Origin of the sequence: Rhodococcus sp. 1R11 (assembly GCF_004563845.1) — a bacterium.
GTDB lineage: Bacteria > Actinomycetota > Actinomycetes > Mycobacteriales > Mycobacteriaceae > Rhodococcoides.
Genome location: NZ_SPNG01000003.1, coordinates 396,524 through 413,246 on the forward strand (window position 1 = coordinate 396,524; position 16,723 = coordinate 413,246).

A 16,723-nucleotide genomic window follows, 5' to 3' on the forward strand; every position below is an offset into this window, starting at 1 on the left:
CGTGCGAATTCGACACGATATCCGGTCCTTCCGATGTTCATGCCCTCAGAGCGGTGCGCCGTTCGGCAGTCGACATTTCGAACACCACAGACATATCACCCTTCGCGATCTTCCGGCGGGCAACGCCTGCATCGTCACAGCCGAAACAGGGACGCCGTCAACGAATTCGCTGCTGAATGAGCCATGCGATGTCTTCGAGGGTCTTCACATGACCGGGCGTCCATTTACGCGGACGGTAATCCCACACATCCAGAATACCGACGGTGAAACCCGCATCGGACTTGATCGGAGTCGCCATGTAGGCAATCAGCTCCGAAGCCGCGCCCATGGGCAGCGTATGCTCGCGAATGTCTTGAGCCACCAATGTTTCGCCGGTTTCGACCACGACACGGCAGGCCGACCGTTCGACCGCTACGGTCTGCGGCTGCGTTGCCGTTCCCGTGGTTCCGACGCTGGCTTTGATGAATTGAGTTCGGTCGTCGACGAACGAGATCGATGCACCCTGCGCTCCCATCGCTTGCAATGTCATCCGGGCCAGTTTGTCGAATTGCTCGTCACGAGGACTCCCGATCATGCCGGTGGCTCGTACGGCGGCGAGCCGGTCCACATCGCCGATCTGCAGGTAGGTCTGTGGCGGTGACGTCGAATCGGGATCGGACAACTCGATATTGTCGGATTCGAAACTACGGGCGTCCGCGAGTACGGCGGCCACTTCCGGTGAGGACTCTCGTTCGAGTTCGGAGACGAGCCGAGTGATGATCGCCCGACGTGCGTAGGTGTTGAGAGACTCGCCGGCCTTCCCGGCATGGTCCGCCAACAATCTGTTGATTCGGTTTCCGAAACCGGTTTTGCCTAAGTCCACAAATCGAACGGTAGTTCAATCTGCATCTATGTGCGTTACGTCGGCAAAACGAATTGAACAGCACGCTCGGTCCGTTATCGGAATTGTTCAGCGGTGAATGACCGAGAGGGCATGTTCGCGGGCCGGACCACTCAGACGACGGTTCAGCTCCAGGTCGGCAATCAATTTCACCACCGACGCCGCCGAGAGCCAGTTGCTCTCGGCGCGTGCGTACAGACCGAACAGGGTCACGATCAGTTGGCGTCGCTGGATTACGGATGCTTCTGCGACGACGTCCGTCACCGCCGCGTCCGCGTCGTCGGCGATTGGCATATGCACACCGTAATCGAGCCGTTTTGCTGCGACGCACGGCAACCGTCGTGTTCACTATCCATGTCGTCGAGCAGTGTGCCGTCATCAACCAAGCACGCCGAGAGCGTCCCGGTTCAGGCGCTGCGCTCTCGGGGCAATCCTGCGGACACGATCCGGCCGGAGTCGGCGGTTGTCGCGGGAGAATCGATCGCTCGATCACCGGTCCGAGCGACCCGGTCGATCACCGCGGCCAAGTGCTCGAAGTACCGTCGCACCTGATACTGCGCAAACGGGGTGTCCGGGGTTTGGCTACCGAGATACACGCTGTCGTGATCACGATTGATCCAGAGCGATGCATTGCCGGTCCGTCCCTCGCCGGTGAAGATCACGCCGCGATCGTAGGCGTCGTCACCGCAGCCGGGGAACCATCGGAAGTCGATGTACGACAGCATGTTCGGAGCGGTGACCACCGCCTCGGGTGATGCACCAGCAGCCATCATGGCAGCCATTGCAGCCCCTACCGGTACTGTCGCGAGCTTTTTGGCGCGGTCGTAGCCGGCATTGGCACGCGGGACGAGATCGCGGAATGTCGATGCACCGGCCACGGCGAATTCCACCGGCGCAAAGGAACAGATCCACCCTTGGTCGGCCGCATAGGTGGGAAGCATTGCGCGGCAATCGAACACGGTCATGCCGTAGTAGTTGTCGACTCCGCCGAGTTCGTGGTCGGTGATCGCCAGGGCCGCGTAGATTCCGGCGAGGAATCGGCCACCTGCAGCTTTGCAGGCGCGGTCGAAACCGGCAATGCCCTCACGATCGAGCAGCGGGAGCTCGATCGGCTTCACCGGTGCCGTCTCGCCCGGGGCCAGGCCGAGGTCGAGGGCGAACCGGGGCATCTGCAGATCGTTTCGAGTGAATGTGTCTTTCCACGCTGCGAACTCCGGCGTGCCGGCGACGTGTGCGCCTGCCAGTGTCGCCTCGATCTGCGCGTACTCGGCGAAGCCGCCCGAAGTGGACTCGATCACCGGCGGCGATGTGTCCGCGGGGTCGGCAAGAGCTCGGCGGTACAACCCGACGATCTCGGTCAATGCCAATGCCTGCGACGAACCGTCGCTCAGTGCGTGGTCTGCACCGAAGAAGATCGAGAAGTCGTTCTCGCGGACGATCGCGCCGAACGCGAAACCGGGGTACGAGTCACTGCGAGTCTCCGCGCCCAACCGCGCACGGATGTGGTCGTGGACGTCCGCGGCGCTCGGTAGTCGCGCTCCGACGGAGGCCTCGAATTCCACCGCGTCTGCTGGAAGGGAGCGGCTCACCACGTCGCCGTCCTCCACGTCGAACCACATCCGAAGGATCGAATGACGCGCGACGAACTGCGTCAACGCACTGGTCATCGCCTCCGTGTTCAGCACCCCGTCGAGAGTGGTTCCCGACCCGATGTACGACAGGTGAGGGCGACCGTTCCGCGCCGAGACGTGGGCACCTCGAACGTGGTTCTCGGCCAGGAACGTCAGGCCTCCGGACGTCGGCGAGACATGGGCGGTCCTGGCGACCGAGTCGGCGGTCGGGTGCCATTCGATCGTCGTACCGGGAGTCGAGTGCCACGAATCGAGCGCGGTGATCTTCACTGTTTCCCTCTCGTCAGGCTATTTGCACGTCGGCCGCACCTACGGATTCGACACCGACAGGGGCGTGGACTCCTGCGTCGATCACCTCGAACATCGTCTCGAAGGTGGAGACGACGAGGTCCGTCACGGCCGCTGTCGCGGCATCGTCGGCCGGGTGGCGCGCCGAGACGGTGATGCCCTCGGCGGTCCGAGCCACCCAGATGTAGACCTCGGACTCCGACCTGGCGGCACTGCGCAAGGTCTGCGCCCGCCTCGCGGCCCAATCCGCAGCTCCGGCGACGAAACGAAGATCGAGGTAGGAGACGACGAACTGCGGTTCGGCCACGGTGCCCAGCAGTTCCGCCACACGCGGGAAGGGGACTCGGGAGAGCTTCTTCGCCTCGGAGATCCCGGTGGCAGCGGCGCTCAACGCGTCGGCGAAGGTGCGCGCGTGTCGGACGTCGACCTCGAGCGGCCCGATGCCCACGTACCACCCGACCGACTCCAGGAACCTGGCCTCGTCGCGGGTGTGCAAAGGCATCACCAGCCGAAGAGTCGATTGTCCGGTCAGTCGGCGGTGGGCCAGTGCCATCGCTGCCATGACCGCGGTCTGTGTCGTGTGACCGGCAGCCCGGCATACCGCGTTCACGGCACCGACTCGATCCCCGTCGGCCACCGGTAGCGCCCATCCCCGCTGGACAGCGTCCACCGGACTCAGGAAGCTGGGCCGCGAACGCGTCGCCGCTACCGATGACAGTTCGGGAAACCCCCCGGTCGTGGCGAGGAAATGCCGCCATCGTTCGACGGCTTCGTGCTCTCCCGTCACTTCGTTGCCCATGGTGCGGTTTCGCGTGCTGAAGTCCACGTGACTGCCGATATCGGGCAGCTCGACCGACTCGCCGCGCAACTCGGCGTCGTACAGCCTGGACAGCTCACCGATCGACAGCAGCATCGAATACGCGTCCATGACCGAGTGATCGGCGGCGAACACGAGCAGGAAGCGATCCTCCAGAACATCGGGCGTGTCCGAGACGGTGACGACCATGCAGTGCGGCCATTGCAGTGGCGAGAGTTCGCCGTCGAACATGTCGGTCAGTGTTGTCGCAATGGCGTCATATTCGATCCAGCCGAGGTCGGTGGAATCGAAGCGCAGGCGATCGGGTGCACAGGTTCTTCGGACGAGATGTTGATTTCCCGCACCGTCTTCTGCAACCGTCGCGGTTGTTCGGAACACTTCGTGGCGGCGATGCCACGCCAGTAGGGCTCGGTTCATCGCTGCGGTGTCGAGATTTCCCTGTACCTCGAAAACGGCTCCGAGCCACGAGCTTTCTGCTCGTCCGGAGACAGCACGACGCACGTAGGTTTCGTGGTCGTACGCGAGAGGGCGATCGTCGGGATCCCACCGGAACGTGCCGGAGTCTGCTTGGGGAGAGAACTTCGTAACTCTCCCCCCGGGGAGCTGATAATCAGCGATTTCGGTGAATTTCACTGCTCGACACCTGCTTTCCGGCGACGCGCTGTCCGTGGGGAAAGCGTCGGAGTATCACTTCGTCAATGGTGCTGTCCACGTGCGGATTCGGTGAGTTCGTTTCGGGTACTAGAGGGTTCGGGTCATAGCGCTGCGCTGCACATTCGGACGTGACATCCCCAATTCTGCTGATTGTCAACAGTATCGAGATCATCAGCGACGGCGGTGTCTGTACCGAGCATCGACCTCAGGAGCTGCCACGTCCAGTGGAGTGCAAGTGGATTTCGTCACTACGGGAGATGCAACGTGATCATGTCACAACCGGGCGGTGATGCCGACCCGCCGAAATGCGAAAACCGCTGGCTCGACGCTGATTAGTCAACGTGAACAACATGTTTCAGCGATGTAAAAGCCCCCGATGAGGCCGTGTTTCACTGGCGACTTCCGACCGGGTAGTCCGTACTCCCTGCGCGGTGATGCACCGACCACCCGTTACGAACAGCGCACGGATGCAACGCTTCTCCCCCTGCAACGTCGATGCCGATCTGTTGCGCAGCGTCGTTCGCGCCTATAACGTTCGACCGACAAAGCCCAGGTGCCAACACCGAACCGAGGTGCGACGACCACACCACATCACTGTCCGCCGGAAGACGACGTTCGACTACTCGTCGACCGACGGTCACAGCACGGGAGTAGGCGAATGACCGAGTCCGAATTAGCCATTGCGGCATCAGGTTTGACTCGACGGTACGGCTCGACCGTGGCCGTGGACCATGTCGACCTCGAGGTTCCTGTCGGCGGAGTGTTCGCCGTGCTCGGCACCAACGGTGCGGGTAAGACCACCACAGTGCGGATGCTGGCAACACTGGAGCGACCGGATTCCGGTTCGGCCACAGTCTTCGGACACGACGTGCGTACCTCGGCCGGAATCGTGCGGTCGATGATCGGCGTGACCGGGCAGTACGCGTCGGTCGACGAAGACCTCACCGCGGAGGAGAACCTCCTCATCTTCGCCCGGCTCGTCGGCGCATCGCGGCGCCGTGCACGTGCTCGCGCCGCGGAACTGTTGGACGAGTTCGGGCTGGGCTACGCCGCGCGGCGACAGGTCCGTGGTTTCTCCGGTGGTATGCGCAGACGCCTCGACCTCGCCGCCTCGATGATCACCCGCCCACGCCTGCTCTTCCTCGACGAGCCGACCACCGGGCTCGACCCCCGAACGCGCGCTCAGATGTGGGACACGGTGCGAGCGATGGTGGCAGCTGGGTCGACTGTGCTGTTGACAACCCAGTATCTGGACGAGGCGGACGCCCTGGCAGATCGGGTCGCGGTCATGGACCGCGGCAAGGTGGTTGCGGACGGGACCGTGGACGAACTCAAGGCCAAGGTCGGCGGCAGCTCGGTGAAACTGACCCTCGTCGACTCGACACAGGCGGCCGCTGCGGCACGAGCGTGCGCTGTCTTCTCGTCGGTCGAGGTGACCGTCGAAGACGACGGGAGCATCGTGTCCGTGCCCATGCCGGACATCGAGCGTCTTCCGGAGATGCTCCTCGCGTTGCGCTCGTTGCAGATCTCGGCGAGCGCGGTCAACGTGGCTCGGCCGACGCTCGACGACGTGTTCTTCGAGTTGACCGACGCACCACCCCGCAGCCCGGCCACCGTCTCGAACATCACCGACACGAGAACGACGAACAAGGAGCCCGCCGCGTGAACACGACGACACCGACGGATGCTCGTAGTCGTCGAGACCGGAGCATCACCGATACGGCCCTCCCCGGTGATGACACTCCGCGAAACGCGCAACCTGTGTCCGCGGCACTGGCGCAGTCGATGACCATGACGTTTCGTGGGTTGCTCAAGATCAAGCACAATCCCCAACAGATGTTCGACGTCATCGTCCTACCGATCGTGTTCACGGTGATGTTCTCGACGATCTTCGGTGGGGCCATCGTCGGCGATGTCGACAACTACCTACCGCTGCTGATCCCCGGGGTGCTCGTGCAAGTTGCCGTGGCCGCGTCGGTCGTCACCGGCGTGCAGCTTCGCGAAGACCTCGACAAAGGGGTCTTCGACAGATTCAAATCACTGCCCATCGCACGTATCGCGCCTCTCGCCGGCGCATTGTCGGCCAACGCTTTTCGATACGTCGTGGCCACCGTGATCACGGTCGGGGTCGGCGTCGCCATGGGCTATCGCCCGAACGATCCTGCCGGTCTCGCACTCGCCTGCCTGCTGGTGGTCTCGGTCGCGTTCACGCTGAGCTGGATCTTCGCGCTGGTGGGAGTGCTGCTGGACAAGGCGTCCACGGTGCAGGGGGTCTCGATGCTCGTTCTGATGCCCATCACCTTCGTCTCCAACGCTCTGGTCCCGATCGACACCATGCCCGCATGGATGCGCACGATCGCAGGTGCCAATCCGGTCTCTCACCTGGTGTCGGCGGTGCGCGGACTTGCCGATGGCACCGACGCGGGTCTTCAAGTGGCGTACACACTGGTCGGAGCGGCCGCAGTCTTGGCCGTATTCGTCCCGGTCACACTGCGCGTCTACATGGCCAAGACCTAGGGCCGGCCGGATGAAGGGGGATTCCACGATGAGCTCGAACGGACCGACAGAAGCGACAGGAGTGGTTGTGGGCGAATCGATCACGATCGACGAGGACACCGAACCGACCATGGAACTTCTCGCCGAGCGGCACGCTCCTACGCTCTCGGTGGTGGTACCGGCGTTCGACGAGGAGGACACGATCGCAGCCTGCCTCGAACGTTTGACGGCGCAGTCCGACTACATCGACGAGATCGTCGTGGTGGACAACAACTCGACCGATCGGACCGTCGAGATAGTGCTCGAGCTCGCCCAGCGCCACCCCGAAATTCGGTTGATACACGAGGCCGAGCAGGGCCTGGTCTATGCCCGCAATGCCGGAATGGACGCGGCAACAGGTGATCTCATCGCTCGCATCGATTCCGACACGATGGTCGGCGAACAGTGGTCGCGGACTGTCGTCGACTTCTTCGCCGCCGACATCGACCGAACGTGGTCGGCGCTGTGCGGTCGCGGTGAGGCCTACGACGTGCCACTGTCGGGACGATTCGACAAGTGGAAGATCAAGTTGCATCCACTCGGCGACCGCGGACCCTCCAACGAGGTCAAGGAGATTCCCGTCCTGTACGGCTCCAACATGGTCGTGCGGCGGGAGGTGTGGAATCGCATACGCACACGGGTGAGCATGCGGCGGGACATATTCGAGGACGTCGACATGGGGTTGTGCGTGCAGGACGAGGGCGGTCGTAACGCCTTCCTCGCATCGTTGACCGTGGGTGTATCGCCCAGACGCATGCAGAGCAGCCTCCCGGAGTTCGTCCAGTACATGAGCTTCCTGCCGAGAACCTTTGCCCTGCACCGCAGGTATTCCTATACCGCCGGTACCGCGCTGATCTACGTCCCGGCCCTGACGGTGTTGCACACCGGCCGATTGCTGATGCTCCGGCTCTATGATCCCGAGACGGGACAACTCGATCCGAGACGACTGATGCAGCGCACCGCGGTACCCACGCGCGCGCTACCGTGAGCCACCCGCGACCCGCTCGACCAGATCGACGGCGCGGGATACAGCGAACGACGGCGCGACCAATCGTTCACGCAATCGGTTTGCAGCGGAGAGCCTGTGGGGAGACAGCGCATCTCGCAGCACATCGGTGAGCCGTGTCGCAGTCACCCGGGACAGAGGAAGCGAGGAACCGACATGTGCGGAGGCAACAGCTCGCCCCCAGATCGGCTGATCCGCACCGATCCAGGTGACGACAGTGGGCAACCCCGCGCGCAACGACGCCGCAACGGAGCCGGCACCACCGTGGTGGATCGCTGCTCGGCATCGGGGCAGAACAACATCGTGATCGATGTGCTTCACCACTCGCACCCGATCGCCGAGTTCACCTGCATTACCGAGGAAGTCGCTCCATCCCCCGGCCACCAACAAGCGCACTCCCAGTCGGTCCGCGGCGGCCACGACAGCCTCGCCCAGTCGATCGGGATCTTTCGGAAGCATGCTCCCGAATCCGACGTACACCGGCGCGTCCGCGGCACCGATCCAGTCGGACAGATCGTCGTCCGCGCTGATGTCGCCCACGCCGGCCCGAGCCGACGCAGGCAGACCGAGAAAGCCCACCAACGGTCGTCTCTCACCCCATTCGGCGACGAGGCCAGGAAACAGAGCCGGGTCGTACGCCTGAATCTCGGGGACACCGGTCGCGGCGATCGCGGTTGCGAACGGGGTTCGCAGAGGCCCCAAGCCCAATTCGGAACGCAAATCGTTCTCCGCTCGCTTCGACGCCTTCCACAACAGCCACTCCACCAGAGTCCAACTCGCCGACGCGATCGGACCGGACACATCGACACCCGCTTGCGACAACAGGGACGTGGTGGAGTTTCGCCGGATCGGGCACAGATGCAGGGGCACGTGGGGAATGCCTCTCACCTGCGAAACATTGTGTGCTCGTTCCTGTCCCGCGCTGGTGGCGATGATCGCGTCGGCATCCACGCTGGCGTCGAGCAGAGCCTGCTGCATCTGCCGGCCACCGCGAACGGTGATCTCGGTGGCAGCCGCCAACCTGGCGCGCGGATCGGCGGACTTGAGCCGAGTGCGGACTGCATCGGACTCGAGCACCGCACGGGTGCTGTCGCCGTACACGGACGTGGACAGACCCGCGCCGGTACCGAATTCCTGCATGTTCGGGGGCGCGAGCAAGACAACCTCGTGACCGTGCGAACGCAACTCGAGACCGATCGCCACCGCAGGCTGCACATCGCCGCGGCTTCCATTGGCCGCCAGAACGAACTTCATACGCTTCCCTTCGTTCCCCGGTGCTCGGTGAGCCCGATTAGTCTAAGCGACAACACCCGATATGCCTGTGCGAAACGAAAGATGGTGCTGTGTAGTGCAATACCCCGGTACGGCGCAACACTTCGGTACGACGAAGTGAAGATCGCCTTCGCCATCAACGGCACTCGCGGCGACGTGCAACCTGCCGTCGTGCTTGCCGCTGCCCTGACCGAGAGGGGACACGAGGTCTCGGTGGGAGTGCCGCCGAATCTCGTCGATTTCGCCCGTGGCTGCGGACTCGTGGCAACGCCTCTCGGCCCCGACACGCGGACACACATGAAGATGGTCACCGAGGCGCGGACCGAGGCGGGCCGAAACCCGTTGCGGCAGATGCGAGCCGTCGCACGGATGCGTGATCTCGGGTACGCGGATCTGATCACCGACCTGGGCGACGTCGTAACAGGTGCCGATGCCATCGTCACCGGTTTCACCACCGAACAGATCACGCTCGCGTACGCCGAGAGTGCCGGTGTCCCGCTGATCTCGTTGCACCACGCACCTGTACGCCGCAACACCATCCACGGCCCGCTGCCGAGCCTGCACGTGGGAGGCGCACATACGGTTCGCGCTCAATGGTGGCTCTTGGACCGGCTTTTCGGCCTCATGACCCGACGCCGCGACGCCCTTTTGCGCGAGCGTCTCGGCTGCGCTCCGGCCCGCCGATCGCCGGCCGCTCAGCTGGTCGCGGCACCCGGAATCGAGATCCAGGCCTACGATCCGTTGTTCGCAGTACGGAACGACCCGGTGTGGGACGCCGACGCAGCCCGCCGGCCACGTCCGGTGGTCGGATTCCTCGAACTGCCGGGAAAGCTTCGCGTCGGCCTCGACGAGATGCACTCCACCGAGGAACTGTCGGACTGGTTCGATGCCGGAGATTCCCCGATCTACGTCGGATTCGGCAGTATGCCGGTCCGCGATCCGGCAAAGATAGTCGACGCAGCTGTCACCGCGACACGTCGGCTCGGTCGCCGGCTCCTGCTGTGCGCCGGGTGGAACGATCTGCCGACGGATTCGGTGGTCGGAGACGACATCCGCGTGGTCGGGGCCGTCGACCACGACGCTGTGTTCGGTCGGTGCGCGGCAATCGTCCACCACGGCGGCGCGGGCACCACGGCTGCCGCAGTGCGGTCGGGGACTCCGTCGGTGATCTGCTGGTACGGCTCCGACCAGCCGTTCTGGGGTCGTGAGGTCCAGCGGCTCGGTATCGGCACGACGCTGCCCGTGCGGCAACTCGACGCCGATCGCCTCACCGACGCGCTTACGCACGTCCTCTCCCTCGGGGCGGGAGACGCGACCACCACTGCGGCAGCCCAATTGACATCGGGCGACGTCGCACTGGCGCGGGCAGTCCGTGAAATCGAGGAAACAGTGACATCGAGGCAACAGTGACATCGGGACGAAGGAGGCAGACTCGATGATGCAGTCCGTGCACAGCAGACTCGCGGACGAGGATGCCACCTACTGGTTCCTGCGGCGGGCATTCGGGTGGTCGGTAGTCCTGCAGCTGGTCTGGACCACCGATGCCCCGGTATCGAAAGCGGTGCTGACCGAGGTGAATTCCGCGTTGGCCAGCGGCCGCCTGCACCGACGGCTCGTCCCACCCACAGTTCCGGGGGCTCGCCCACGCTGGGCACGCGCCATAGGTGAGCCCGGTTGCCGGTTCGAGGACGACGCACTCGACGACTCCGACATCGACCGTTGGGCGGCAGAGGAATTGGCGTCGGTAGGGTTGGACGCGGTCGAGGGCGATTGCTGGCGGCTGCGCGCCACCAGCCGCACGGGAGGGGGCACTGTCATCTCGTTGTGCGCACTGCATCTCGTCGCGGACGGCAAGACCATGGTGACCGCCGCCGCCGCAGCGCTGGCCGCTGCAGTCCCGAACTCGGCCCAGCCGAACGTTATTGCCCCGCCTGTGCACACATCGGAGCTGAGCACCGCAGGCACCGGCACCGTCGCCGCAGCCAGTGCCATCCTTGCCGACACGATCGACGCGACCGGCCGAGTTCTGGCCGCCGGTCGAGGCGTACTGCGCGCGGTCGGAGACGTGGTGGCCGAGCGCGCAGGGTTCGGTGGTGCCGAGTCGTCCGACACCGGCCACGTCACCGCGCGTCCGGTCCGGGCACCGATGGCGGACAGGGCACCGCAGGCGGTCGGTGCATGGGCCACGGTGACCGTGCCGAGTGATGCCTGGGACCGAGTGGCCGCGCGGCACGGAGGTACCGCCAACGTGTTGTTCGTCGCCGTGATCGCCGGCGTGCTGAGGTCGAGTGGCTACGCCCCACTCGGAGACACGGTGAAAGTGGGAATCCCGGTCGACCGGCGCGGAGACAGCGACGACGACCGCGCCAATGCGACCGCGGGAGTGTCGGTGATGTTGACCGATCAGCCCGTACCGGGAGGCGACCTGCGCAGTATTCGCGCCTCGTGTAAGGCCGCGTACCGACGGCTGGAGTCCGGGCACCGCAGCGCAGTGGCACACCTGTACCCGCTGACGTGGCTGCTTCCGCCGTCGTGGCTCGTCGGCGTGGCTACGTCGGGAACAGGCATGCCCGACGCGATGGTGTCCAATCTGGGCGACGTCCCCTCGGCGGCGATGCAATGGGGCGACGTCAGCGCAACGCGCCTCGCGTTCCGAGGCAACGCACAGGGTGTCGATGCGGCCCAGCCGTACCGATTCGGTGACGGCGCGCAGGCCTGGGCACTGCGCACCGACACCACGTTCACGTTCTCGGTGTTGGGGTTCGACGAGAACAGCTTCGGTGGGCAGACGCGATTGCGCGATCTGCTGTCCGCAGAACTGGCAGCGTGGCAGCTGCCGAACGAGATCTGGTGAGGAGCACGATGAGCATGACTATTGATGAAATCGATTCGGCAACAACGGGACAGAGTACGACGGTCGGGCCGAGCCCGCGTGTGACCGGTTCCGACGAGTCCTATCTGCTCGCGGAGGATCTCTTCGGCATGGCGGCTCCGATGCAGTTCGCCTGGGTCTTCGACGACGACCCCGGGGAGGCCGCGATCGAGATGCTCGGCGCTCGCCTCGCCCAGGGGCCGCTGCACCGCGCTGTTCGACGTACCAGGATTCCGGCTGCTCGGCACGCATGGGTCCGCTCCACACAGCCACCACAGGTGTTCGTGGACAACGAGATCGACGACGATGCGATCGGCGACTGGACCGAAGCTGCAGTCCGGCGGTCCAACCTGGCCCCCACCGAGGGCAGAGGCTGGCGGCTCGAGACGACGACCACGACCGGTGGTCGTCGGGTGGTCTCACTGGCGGTGTCGCACATGATCGCCGACGGTCAGGGCGTCTACCTCGCGCTCGCGGCAGCAACAACGCCGACACCTACTCGGCCGCTGCCCGATGCTCTCGGCGGTGTGCAGGAGATCCGCGACGATCTGCTCGACGGCGTCGATCAGATTCGCGCCGCTGCCGTGTCGGTGCGCGTACTGCTCGCCGAACTCGTGCGTGCACGCAAGCAGAAGTCGACTACGCCGGTACCCGCGACCCCCGACGGGGACGCGCACCCGTTCCAGAAGCCGCCGCAACAGCCGGGCTCGGGCGCTGCACCCGAGAATGCCGTTACCGAAACGACTCTCGTCAATGTCAACATCGACCGGAGCACGTGGCAGCAGCGTGCCGCCGATCACGGTGGCACCTCGAACGGTCTGTTCACCGCGATACTGGCGGGGATAGTGCAGGCATCCACCTATCCCGTCGGCGATCGGCTTCGGGTCTGCATCGCGGTGAACCGACGCGAGGGTGCCACCGACGAGCGAGCGAATGCTTCGGGCGGAGTGTGGATTCGGCTCGACAAGCCGGTGATTGCAGGAGGCGACCTCTCGCACATTCGCGCGCTGAGCAAGAGTGCATTCACCAGCTATGCAGAATCCGGCGCAGACCGAGCTGCCGACAACCTCCAGCCGCTGGTTCGGTTGCTGCCAGGATGGCTCGTTGGACGGTTGATGCGTGCGATCCCCGGCCCCGACACCACGGTCTCCAACCTCGGTGTCGTCCCCAACGACGTACTGACACTCGGTGGTCGGCAAGCCTCGTGGTTCACCGTCCGGGCCGTCACGCTCGGTACTCCGGCGGCGCAGCGGCGTATACAGGGACCGGGCGTGGCTGCCTGGCTCGTCGAATACGGGGACCGAATCACACTCAGCTTCTTCGGAATACACCCGGACCACTTCGGCGACGCGGCAGTGCTGCGCACCCTGATCAGCAATCAGCTGTCCGAGTGGGATTTACCCCACACATTCTGGTGACGAACCCGAAGGAGAATGCGATGACCGAGATGGGCCTTCGGATCGGAATCATGCTGTACGGCAGTCGAGGTGACATCCAACCGGGAGTCTGCCTGGCACTGGAGTTGCAGGCACGCGGGGCTCGGCCGATCGTCGCGGTACCGCCCAACCTCGTCGACTTCGCGACTTCGGTCGGCGTGCTGTCGGTACTGCCACTCGGCCTGGACACACATACGGCGTGGTCCTCGGACGAGGCGAACACCGCACGAAGCAGAAATCCCATCGCGAAGATGAAGTTCGCCCTCGCTACGGTCCGCGCGGGATTTCGCGCATTCGACGACGCGCTCGTGCAGTTGTTCCTCGACGAAGATGCCCCGATGTCGGGCGTCGACGCGTTGGTGGTCTCACCTCTCGGCCAGGACCGTGCTCTCGCGCTGTCCCACAAGCTCGAGATACCGCTGGCGGTACTGCGTTTCGGACCGATGTCCGAGAACGGCGTCCTGGGCGCGATTCCCGGCCTCACTTCGAGCTGGTCCGCGACGTGGAAGAGACGGTCGTGGCGAATCGCGGACCGCATCACCTGGTGGGCAACCGGGTGGAACGAGAACGCCTTTCGTCGTCGAATCGGCCTGCCGCGTGCGCGATCACCTCTGCCAAGCAGGCTCTCCGAATTCGGAGTCCTGCAGATCCAAGCATTCGATCCGGTGATCGTGCCCGGCCTTGCCGAGGAATGGGGTGCGGACAAGCCCATCGTAGGGTTCTTCGACCTTCCGCGACGGGAGCGCGCGGGCCTCGACGAAGCGGTGTTGACACCGACCCCCGACGGCCGATCCGTCAGCAGCACAGACTCTTTGGCAGACTGGTTGGCAGCGGGACCCCCGCCCGTATTCGTCGGATTCGGCAGCATGCCGTTGACCGATCCCGACCAGCTGATCGAGACCGTGCGCCGGGCCGGGCAGCTGACCGGTAACCGATGCTTGATCGCCATCGGCGACCGCCGGGGCCCCGATAGTGCTGACCCCGACGTGTTCTTCGTCGGCAACGTCGACCATGCGGCTGTATTCCCCCACTGTTCGGCAGTGGTTCATCATGGCGGTGCCGGTACTACCGCGGCGGCGATGCGAGCCGGACTGCCGATGGTCATCTGCACAGTCACTGCAGATCAGCCGTTCTGGGGCGCGCGGATCACCGAGCTCGGAATCGGTCGAGCGATGAAGCTGTCCGCGATTACGGCAGAGAAGTTGGGGGACGCCCTCGGTGCTGCCCTTGAACCTGAAACTGTCGTCGCAGCAGCAGCATTGGGTTCATCGATGGTGCCACCCGACGAGGCCGTGGCGTACGCAGCCGACTTGATTCTGCGCACCGGCCCGGGCTCGGCCATCGATGCAACAGCACCGAAGGTGAGTGTCGCCGCAGAAAACTAGACCGGCCGGAAGCCCGCTCCCGGCGCTCCCGACTCATAGAGCAGACGCAGGGATTCTGGCACCGATGCGTATGCGGTGGGGCTGAGCAGCGGCACCCCGGAGGCGTGGCTGGTGATGCCGACGAGGGTGGTGCCGACGACGAGCGGGCCGCCGGAATCGGACCACACCGTAAGGGCATCGGACATCAGGTCGCTGCCGCGGGCGTCGACGACACTGCCGCACGTCAATCCGCTGCCGAGGCCGGTTTTGCAGACGGGTTGCCCTACCGATGCGGTACCGATGTCGGTGACGGTGATTCCGCCGAGACTGTTGACGGGTATCACCTTGGTGGGGTCGAGAACGATGACGCCGTAATCCGGCCCCCAATGTCCGACGGCGGTAGTGCCGACCGGGGCCGCAGGCGATCCGACGAGCGTGACGGGAAGCCCCGGGCGAAGGATGCAGTGGCCCGCAGTGAGGGCAACGAGCCGGCCCGCGTCGTCGTGTCCGACGGCCGCGATGGAACAGACGGTGAGGTCGTCGAGGCCTCCGGTGGTGACGAACCCACTACCGGGCCCGACGACCGGAAGGGGTGCTGCGGCTGCGGTGCCGGTGGACGTCGCCATGAACGCGAGAATCAGGGCGGTGAGCAGGCCACTGACAACACCGAGTCGAGCAGTCTTCATGGTGGGCATTCCTCGTCGATCAGCATTCGGGGCGGGCGCACAGCGCGGCTCGATCGTGGCATAGATGACTCGCGCACGCGTACTGAGAGCGTTGCACGCAACCCAGTCATCCCTAGAGATGCGCACACGAGCACGAGAACTCCTCGCGTTGTGCGCCCGTTCGAAGCGCGGCCCGACCGGGCAGTACGGCATGATGCTCCGCATGACTCTGGCGGCTTTTTTCAACATTCGCGCAAACAGCCTGAACTCACTCCGGCTACTGTTCGCGACGCTCGTCATTGTCTCGCATTCTTGGCCGGTAGCCGGGTTCGGCGGCGATCCCCAATTCGGGGACTTCAAGCTAGGCGAGTTCGCCGTGGCCGCGTTCTTCGCGATTAGCGGATACTTGATTACAGGCAGTCGACTTAGCAACCGTGCCCTTCCCTACTTTCGAGCTCGCATACTCAGAATCTTTCCGGGTTACTGGGTATGTCTTCTGGTGACCGCGTGCGTCGCCGCGCCAATTGCAGGTCTTTCGCGCGGCGGTTGGGATCTGGCCGATGCAGCCGGCTACGTGTACAACAACGTCTTCCTGGTCGTTCGACAGTGGACGATAGGCGGCACGCTGGACGGCGCGCCATGGCCCGGAGCATGGAACGGGCCGCTGTGGACCTTGATGTACGAGTTCGCCTGCTACTTCCTTATTGCGGCGCTCTTCGCGGTCTCTCGACTCCGCAGAGGATGGGTAGTGCTCGCCGTATTCGCGGCATTCACTGTGGCGGGCGTAATGGAGCGGCTAGGGCTGCTGCCCAACAACATCAACCTGAAGAACCTGTTCGTCTTGGGCACCTACTTCTTCGCCGGAGCTGCGGTGTTCATGTATCGAGACCGAATTCCGGCGTCGTCGATGCTTGCGAGTGCTGCGGCAGCGCTAACGGTGACAGCAACTGCCTTCCACTGGGGAACTACGATCGCCCCGCTGGGCATCGCGTACTTGTGCATCTGGACGTCGGCACAGTTTCCGCGACTGCTCGTCGAACGAATTGGCGACGGATCGATCGACATCAGCTACGGCATGTACGTCTACGGGTGGGTGATGCAACAGCTTGTCATCGTCGCAGGTTTGCACAACTACGGAGTTTTAATGCTGATCGCAGTGAGCGTCATCGGCACAATTCCGCTCGCCGCTATCAGCTGGTTCACCGTGGAAAAGCAGGCGCTTCGCTTCAAGCGCGTCGGCGCACACCGACGGCGCAACTCCGCTACGACGACGATCGATCTGACCGCGTGAGGACAGTAGCTC

General features: G+C 64.4%; 14 protein-coding genes. 8 read left to right on the forward strand and 6 right to left on the reverse strand.

The annotated features are described in order from the left end of the window. Positions 1 to 157 precede the first annotated feature (157 nt). The 4 genes from E4P29_RS07780 to E4P29_RS07795 all read right to left on the reverse strand — a co-directional run bounded on the left by E4P29_RS07780 (position 158) and on the right by E4P29_RS07795 (position 4,249). Positions 158 to 862, reverse strand: a complete 705-nt coding sequence (locus tag E4P29_RS07780; RefSeq protein WP_135043430.1) for a GAF domain-containing protein — start codon at positions 860 to 862, stop codon at positions 158 to 160. 87 nt (positions 863 to 949) lie between these two features. Beyond that, positions 950 to 1,174 (reverse strand): hypothetical protein, encoded by a 225-nt coding sequence (locus E4P29_RS07785; RefSeq protein ID WP_135043433.1) that lies wholly within the window; start codon positions 1,172 to 1,174, stop codon positions 950 to 952. Between the two features lie 113 nt (positions 1,175 to 1,287). Next, positions 1,288 to 2,781, reverse strand: a complete 1,494-nt coding sequence (locus E4P29_RS07790) for a condensation domain-containing protein (protein ID WP_135043436.1) — start codon at positions 2,779 to 2,781, stop codon at positions 1,288 to 1,290. Positions 2,782 to 2,794: 13 nt separating this feature from the next. After that, a complete protein-coding gene (locus tag E4P29_RS07795; protein WP_135043438.1) occupies positions 2,795 to 4,249 on the reverse strand; it encodes a condensation domain-containing protein in 1,455 nt (484 codons plus the stop codon). Positions 4,250 to 4,928: 679 nt separating this feature from the next. On the opposite strand from E4P29_RS07795, the gene E4P29_RS07800 reads away from it, so the two are divergent. The 3 genes from E4P29_RS07800 to E4P29_RS07810 all read left to right on the forward strand — a co-directional run bounded on the left by E4P29_RS07800 (position 4,929) and on the right by E4P29_RS07810 (position 7,793). After that, positions 4,929 to 5,936 (forward strand): ATP-binding cassette domain-containing protein, encoded by a 1,008-nt coding sequence (locus E4P29_RS07800; RefSeq protein ID WP_135043441.1) that lies wholly within the window; start codon positions 4,929 to 4,931, stop codon positions 5,934 to 5,936. A gap of 44 nt (positions 5,937 to 5,980) precedes the next feature. Continuing rightward, a complete protein-coding gene (locus tag E4P29_RS07805; protein ID WP_245154215.1) occupies positions 5,981 to 6,787 on the forward strand; it encodes an ABC transporter permease in 807 nt (268 codons plus the stop codon). 109 nt (positions 6,788 to 6,896) lie between these two features. After that, positions 6,897 to 7,793, forward strand: coding sequence for a glycosyltransferase family 2 protein (locus E4P29_RS07810; RefSeq protein ID WP_135043588.1), 897 nt, complete (start codon positions 6,897 to 6,899; stop codon positions 7,791 to 7,793). On the opposite strand, the gene E4P29_RS07815 is transcribed toward E4P29_RS07810, so the two are convergent. Further along, positions 7,785 to 9,065 carry a glycosyltransferase gene (locus E4P29_RS07815; RefSeq protein WP_135043444.1) on the reverse strand — a complete coding sequence of 427 codons (1,281 nt, stop codon included), beginning with the start codon at positions 9,063 to 9,065 and terminating at the stop codon, positions 7,785 to 7,787. The genes E4P29_RS07810 and E4P29_RS07815 overlap by 9 nt on opposite strands. A gap of 135 nt (positions 9,066 to 9,200) precedes the next feature. Between E4P29_RS07815 and E4P29_RS07820 the strand changes: the two genes are divergently transcribed. The 4 genes from E4P29_RS07820 to E4P29_RS07835 are packed head-to-tail and all read left to right on the forward strand — an operon-like array spanning position 9,201 to position 14,776. Then, a complete protein-coding gene (locus E4P29_RS07820; RefSeq protein ID WP_167735413.1) occupies positions 9,201 to 10,493 on the forward strand; it encodes a glycosyltransferase in 1,293 nt (430 codons plus the stop codon). Between the two features lie 25 nt (positions 10,494 to 10,518). After that, positions 10,519 to 11,937, forward strand: a complete 1,419-nt coding sequence (locus E4P29_RS07825) for a hypothetical protein (RefSeq protein WP_135043449.1) — start codon at positions 10,519 to 10,521, stop codon at positions 11,935 to 11,937. A gap of 14 nt (positions 11,938 to 11,951) precedes the next feature. Continuing rightward, positions 11,952 to 13,373 (forward strand): hypothetical protein, encoded by a 1,422-nt coding sequence (locus tag E4P29_RS07830; RefSeq protein ID WP_245154208.1) that lies wholly within the window; start codon positions 11,952 to 11,954, stop codon positions 13,371 to 13,373. Between the two features lie 20 nt (positions 13,374 to 13,393). Next, on the forward strand, positions 13,394 to 14,776 hold the full coding sequence (locus tag E4P29_RS07835; RefSeq protein WP_245154209.1) for a glycosyltransferase: 1,383 nt from the start codon (positions 13,394 to 13,396) through the stop codon (positions 14,774 to 14,776). Here the strand turns inward: E4P29_RS07835 and E4P29_RS07840 are convergent. Continuing rightward, positions 14,773 to 15,441: a hypothetical protein gene (locus tag E4P29_RS07840; RefSeq protein WP_135043451.1), complete on the reverse strand. Its 669-nt coding sequence runs from the start codon at positions 15,439 to 15,441 to the stop codon at positions 14,773 to 14,775. The two genes, E4P29_RS07835 and E4P29_RS07840, sit on opposite strands and share 4 nt — an antisense overlap. Before the next feature lie 202 nt (positions 15,442 to 15,643). Here E4P29_RS07840 and E4P29_RS07845 point away from each other — a divergent pair, with 202 nt between their 5' ends. After that, positions 15,644 to 16,711, forward strand: a complete 1,068-nt coding sequence (locus E4P29_RS07845; RefSeq protein WP_167735414.1) for an acyltransferase — start codon at positions 15,644 to 15,646, stop codon at positions 16,709 to 16,711. Positions 16,712 to 16,723: the final 12 nt, after the last annotated feature.

Excerpts from the sequence above, each read along its gene's own strand:
- E4P29_RS07785 (WP_135043433.1), bottom strand. The coding sequence starts at position 1,174 with ATGCCAATCGCCGACGACGCGGACGCGGCGGTGACGGACGTCGTCGCA.
- E4P29_RS07800 (WP_135043441.1), top strand. The coding sequence starts at position 4,929 with ATGACCGAGTCCGAATTAGCCATTGCGGCATCAGGTTTGACTCGACGG.
- E4P29_RS07810 (WP_135043588.1), top strand. The coding sequence starts at position 6,897 with ATGGAACTTCTCGCCGAGCGGCACGCTCCTACGCTCTCGGTGGTGGTA.
- E4P29_RS07815 (WP_135043444.1), bottom strand. The coding sequence starts at position 9,065 with ATGAAGTTCGTTCTGGCGGCCAATGGAAGCCGCGGCGATGTGCAGCCT.
- E4P29_RS07825 (WP_135043449.1), top strand. The coding sequence starts at position 10,519 with ATGATGCAGTCCGTGCACAGCAGACTCGCGGACGAGGATGCCACCTAC.
- E4P29_RS07830 (WP_245154208.1), top strand. The coding sequence starts at position 11,952 with ATGACTATTGATGAAATCGATTCGGCAACAACGGGACAGAGTACGACG.
- E4P29_RS07835 (WP_245154209.1), top strand. The coding sequence starts at position 13,394 with ATGACCGAGATGGGCCTTCGGATCGGAATCATGCTGTACGGCAGTCGA.
- E4P29_RS07840 (WP_135043451.1), bottom strand. The coding sequence starts at position 15,441 with ATGAAGACTGCTCGACTCGGTGTTGTCAGTGGCCTGCTCACCGCCCTG.
- E4P29_RS07845 (WP_167735414.1), top strand. The coding sequence starts at position 15,644 with ATGACTCTGGCGGCTTTTTTCAACATTCGCGCAAACAGCCTGAACTCA.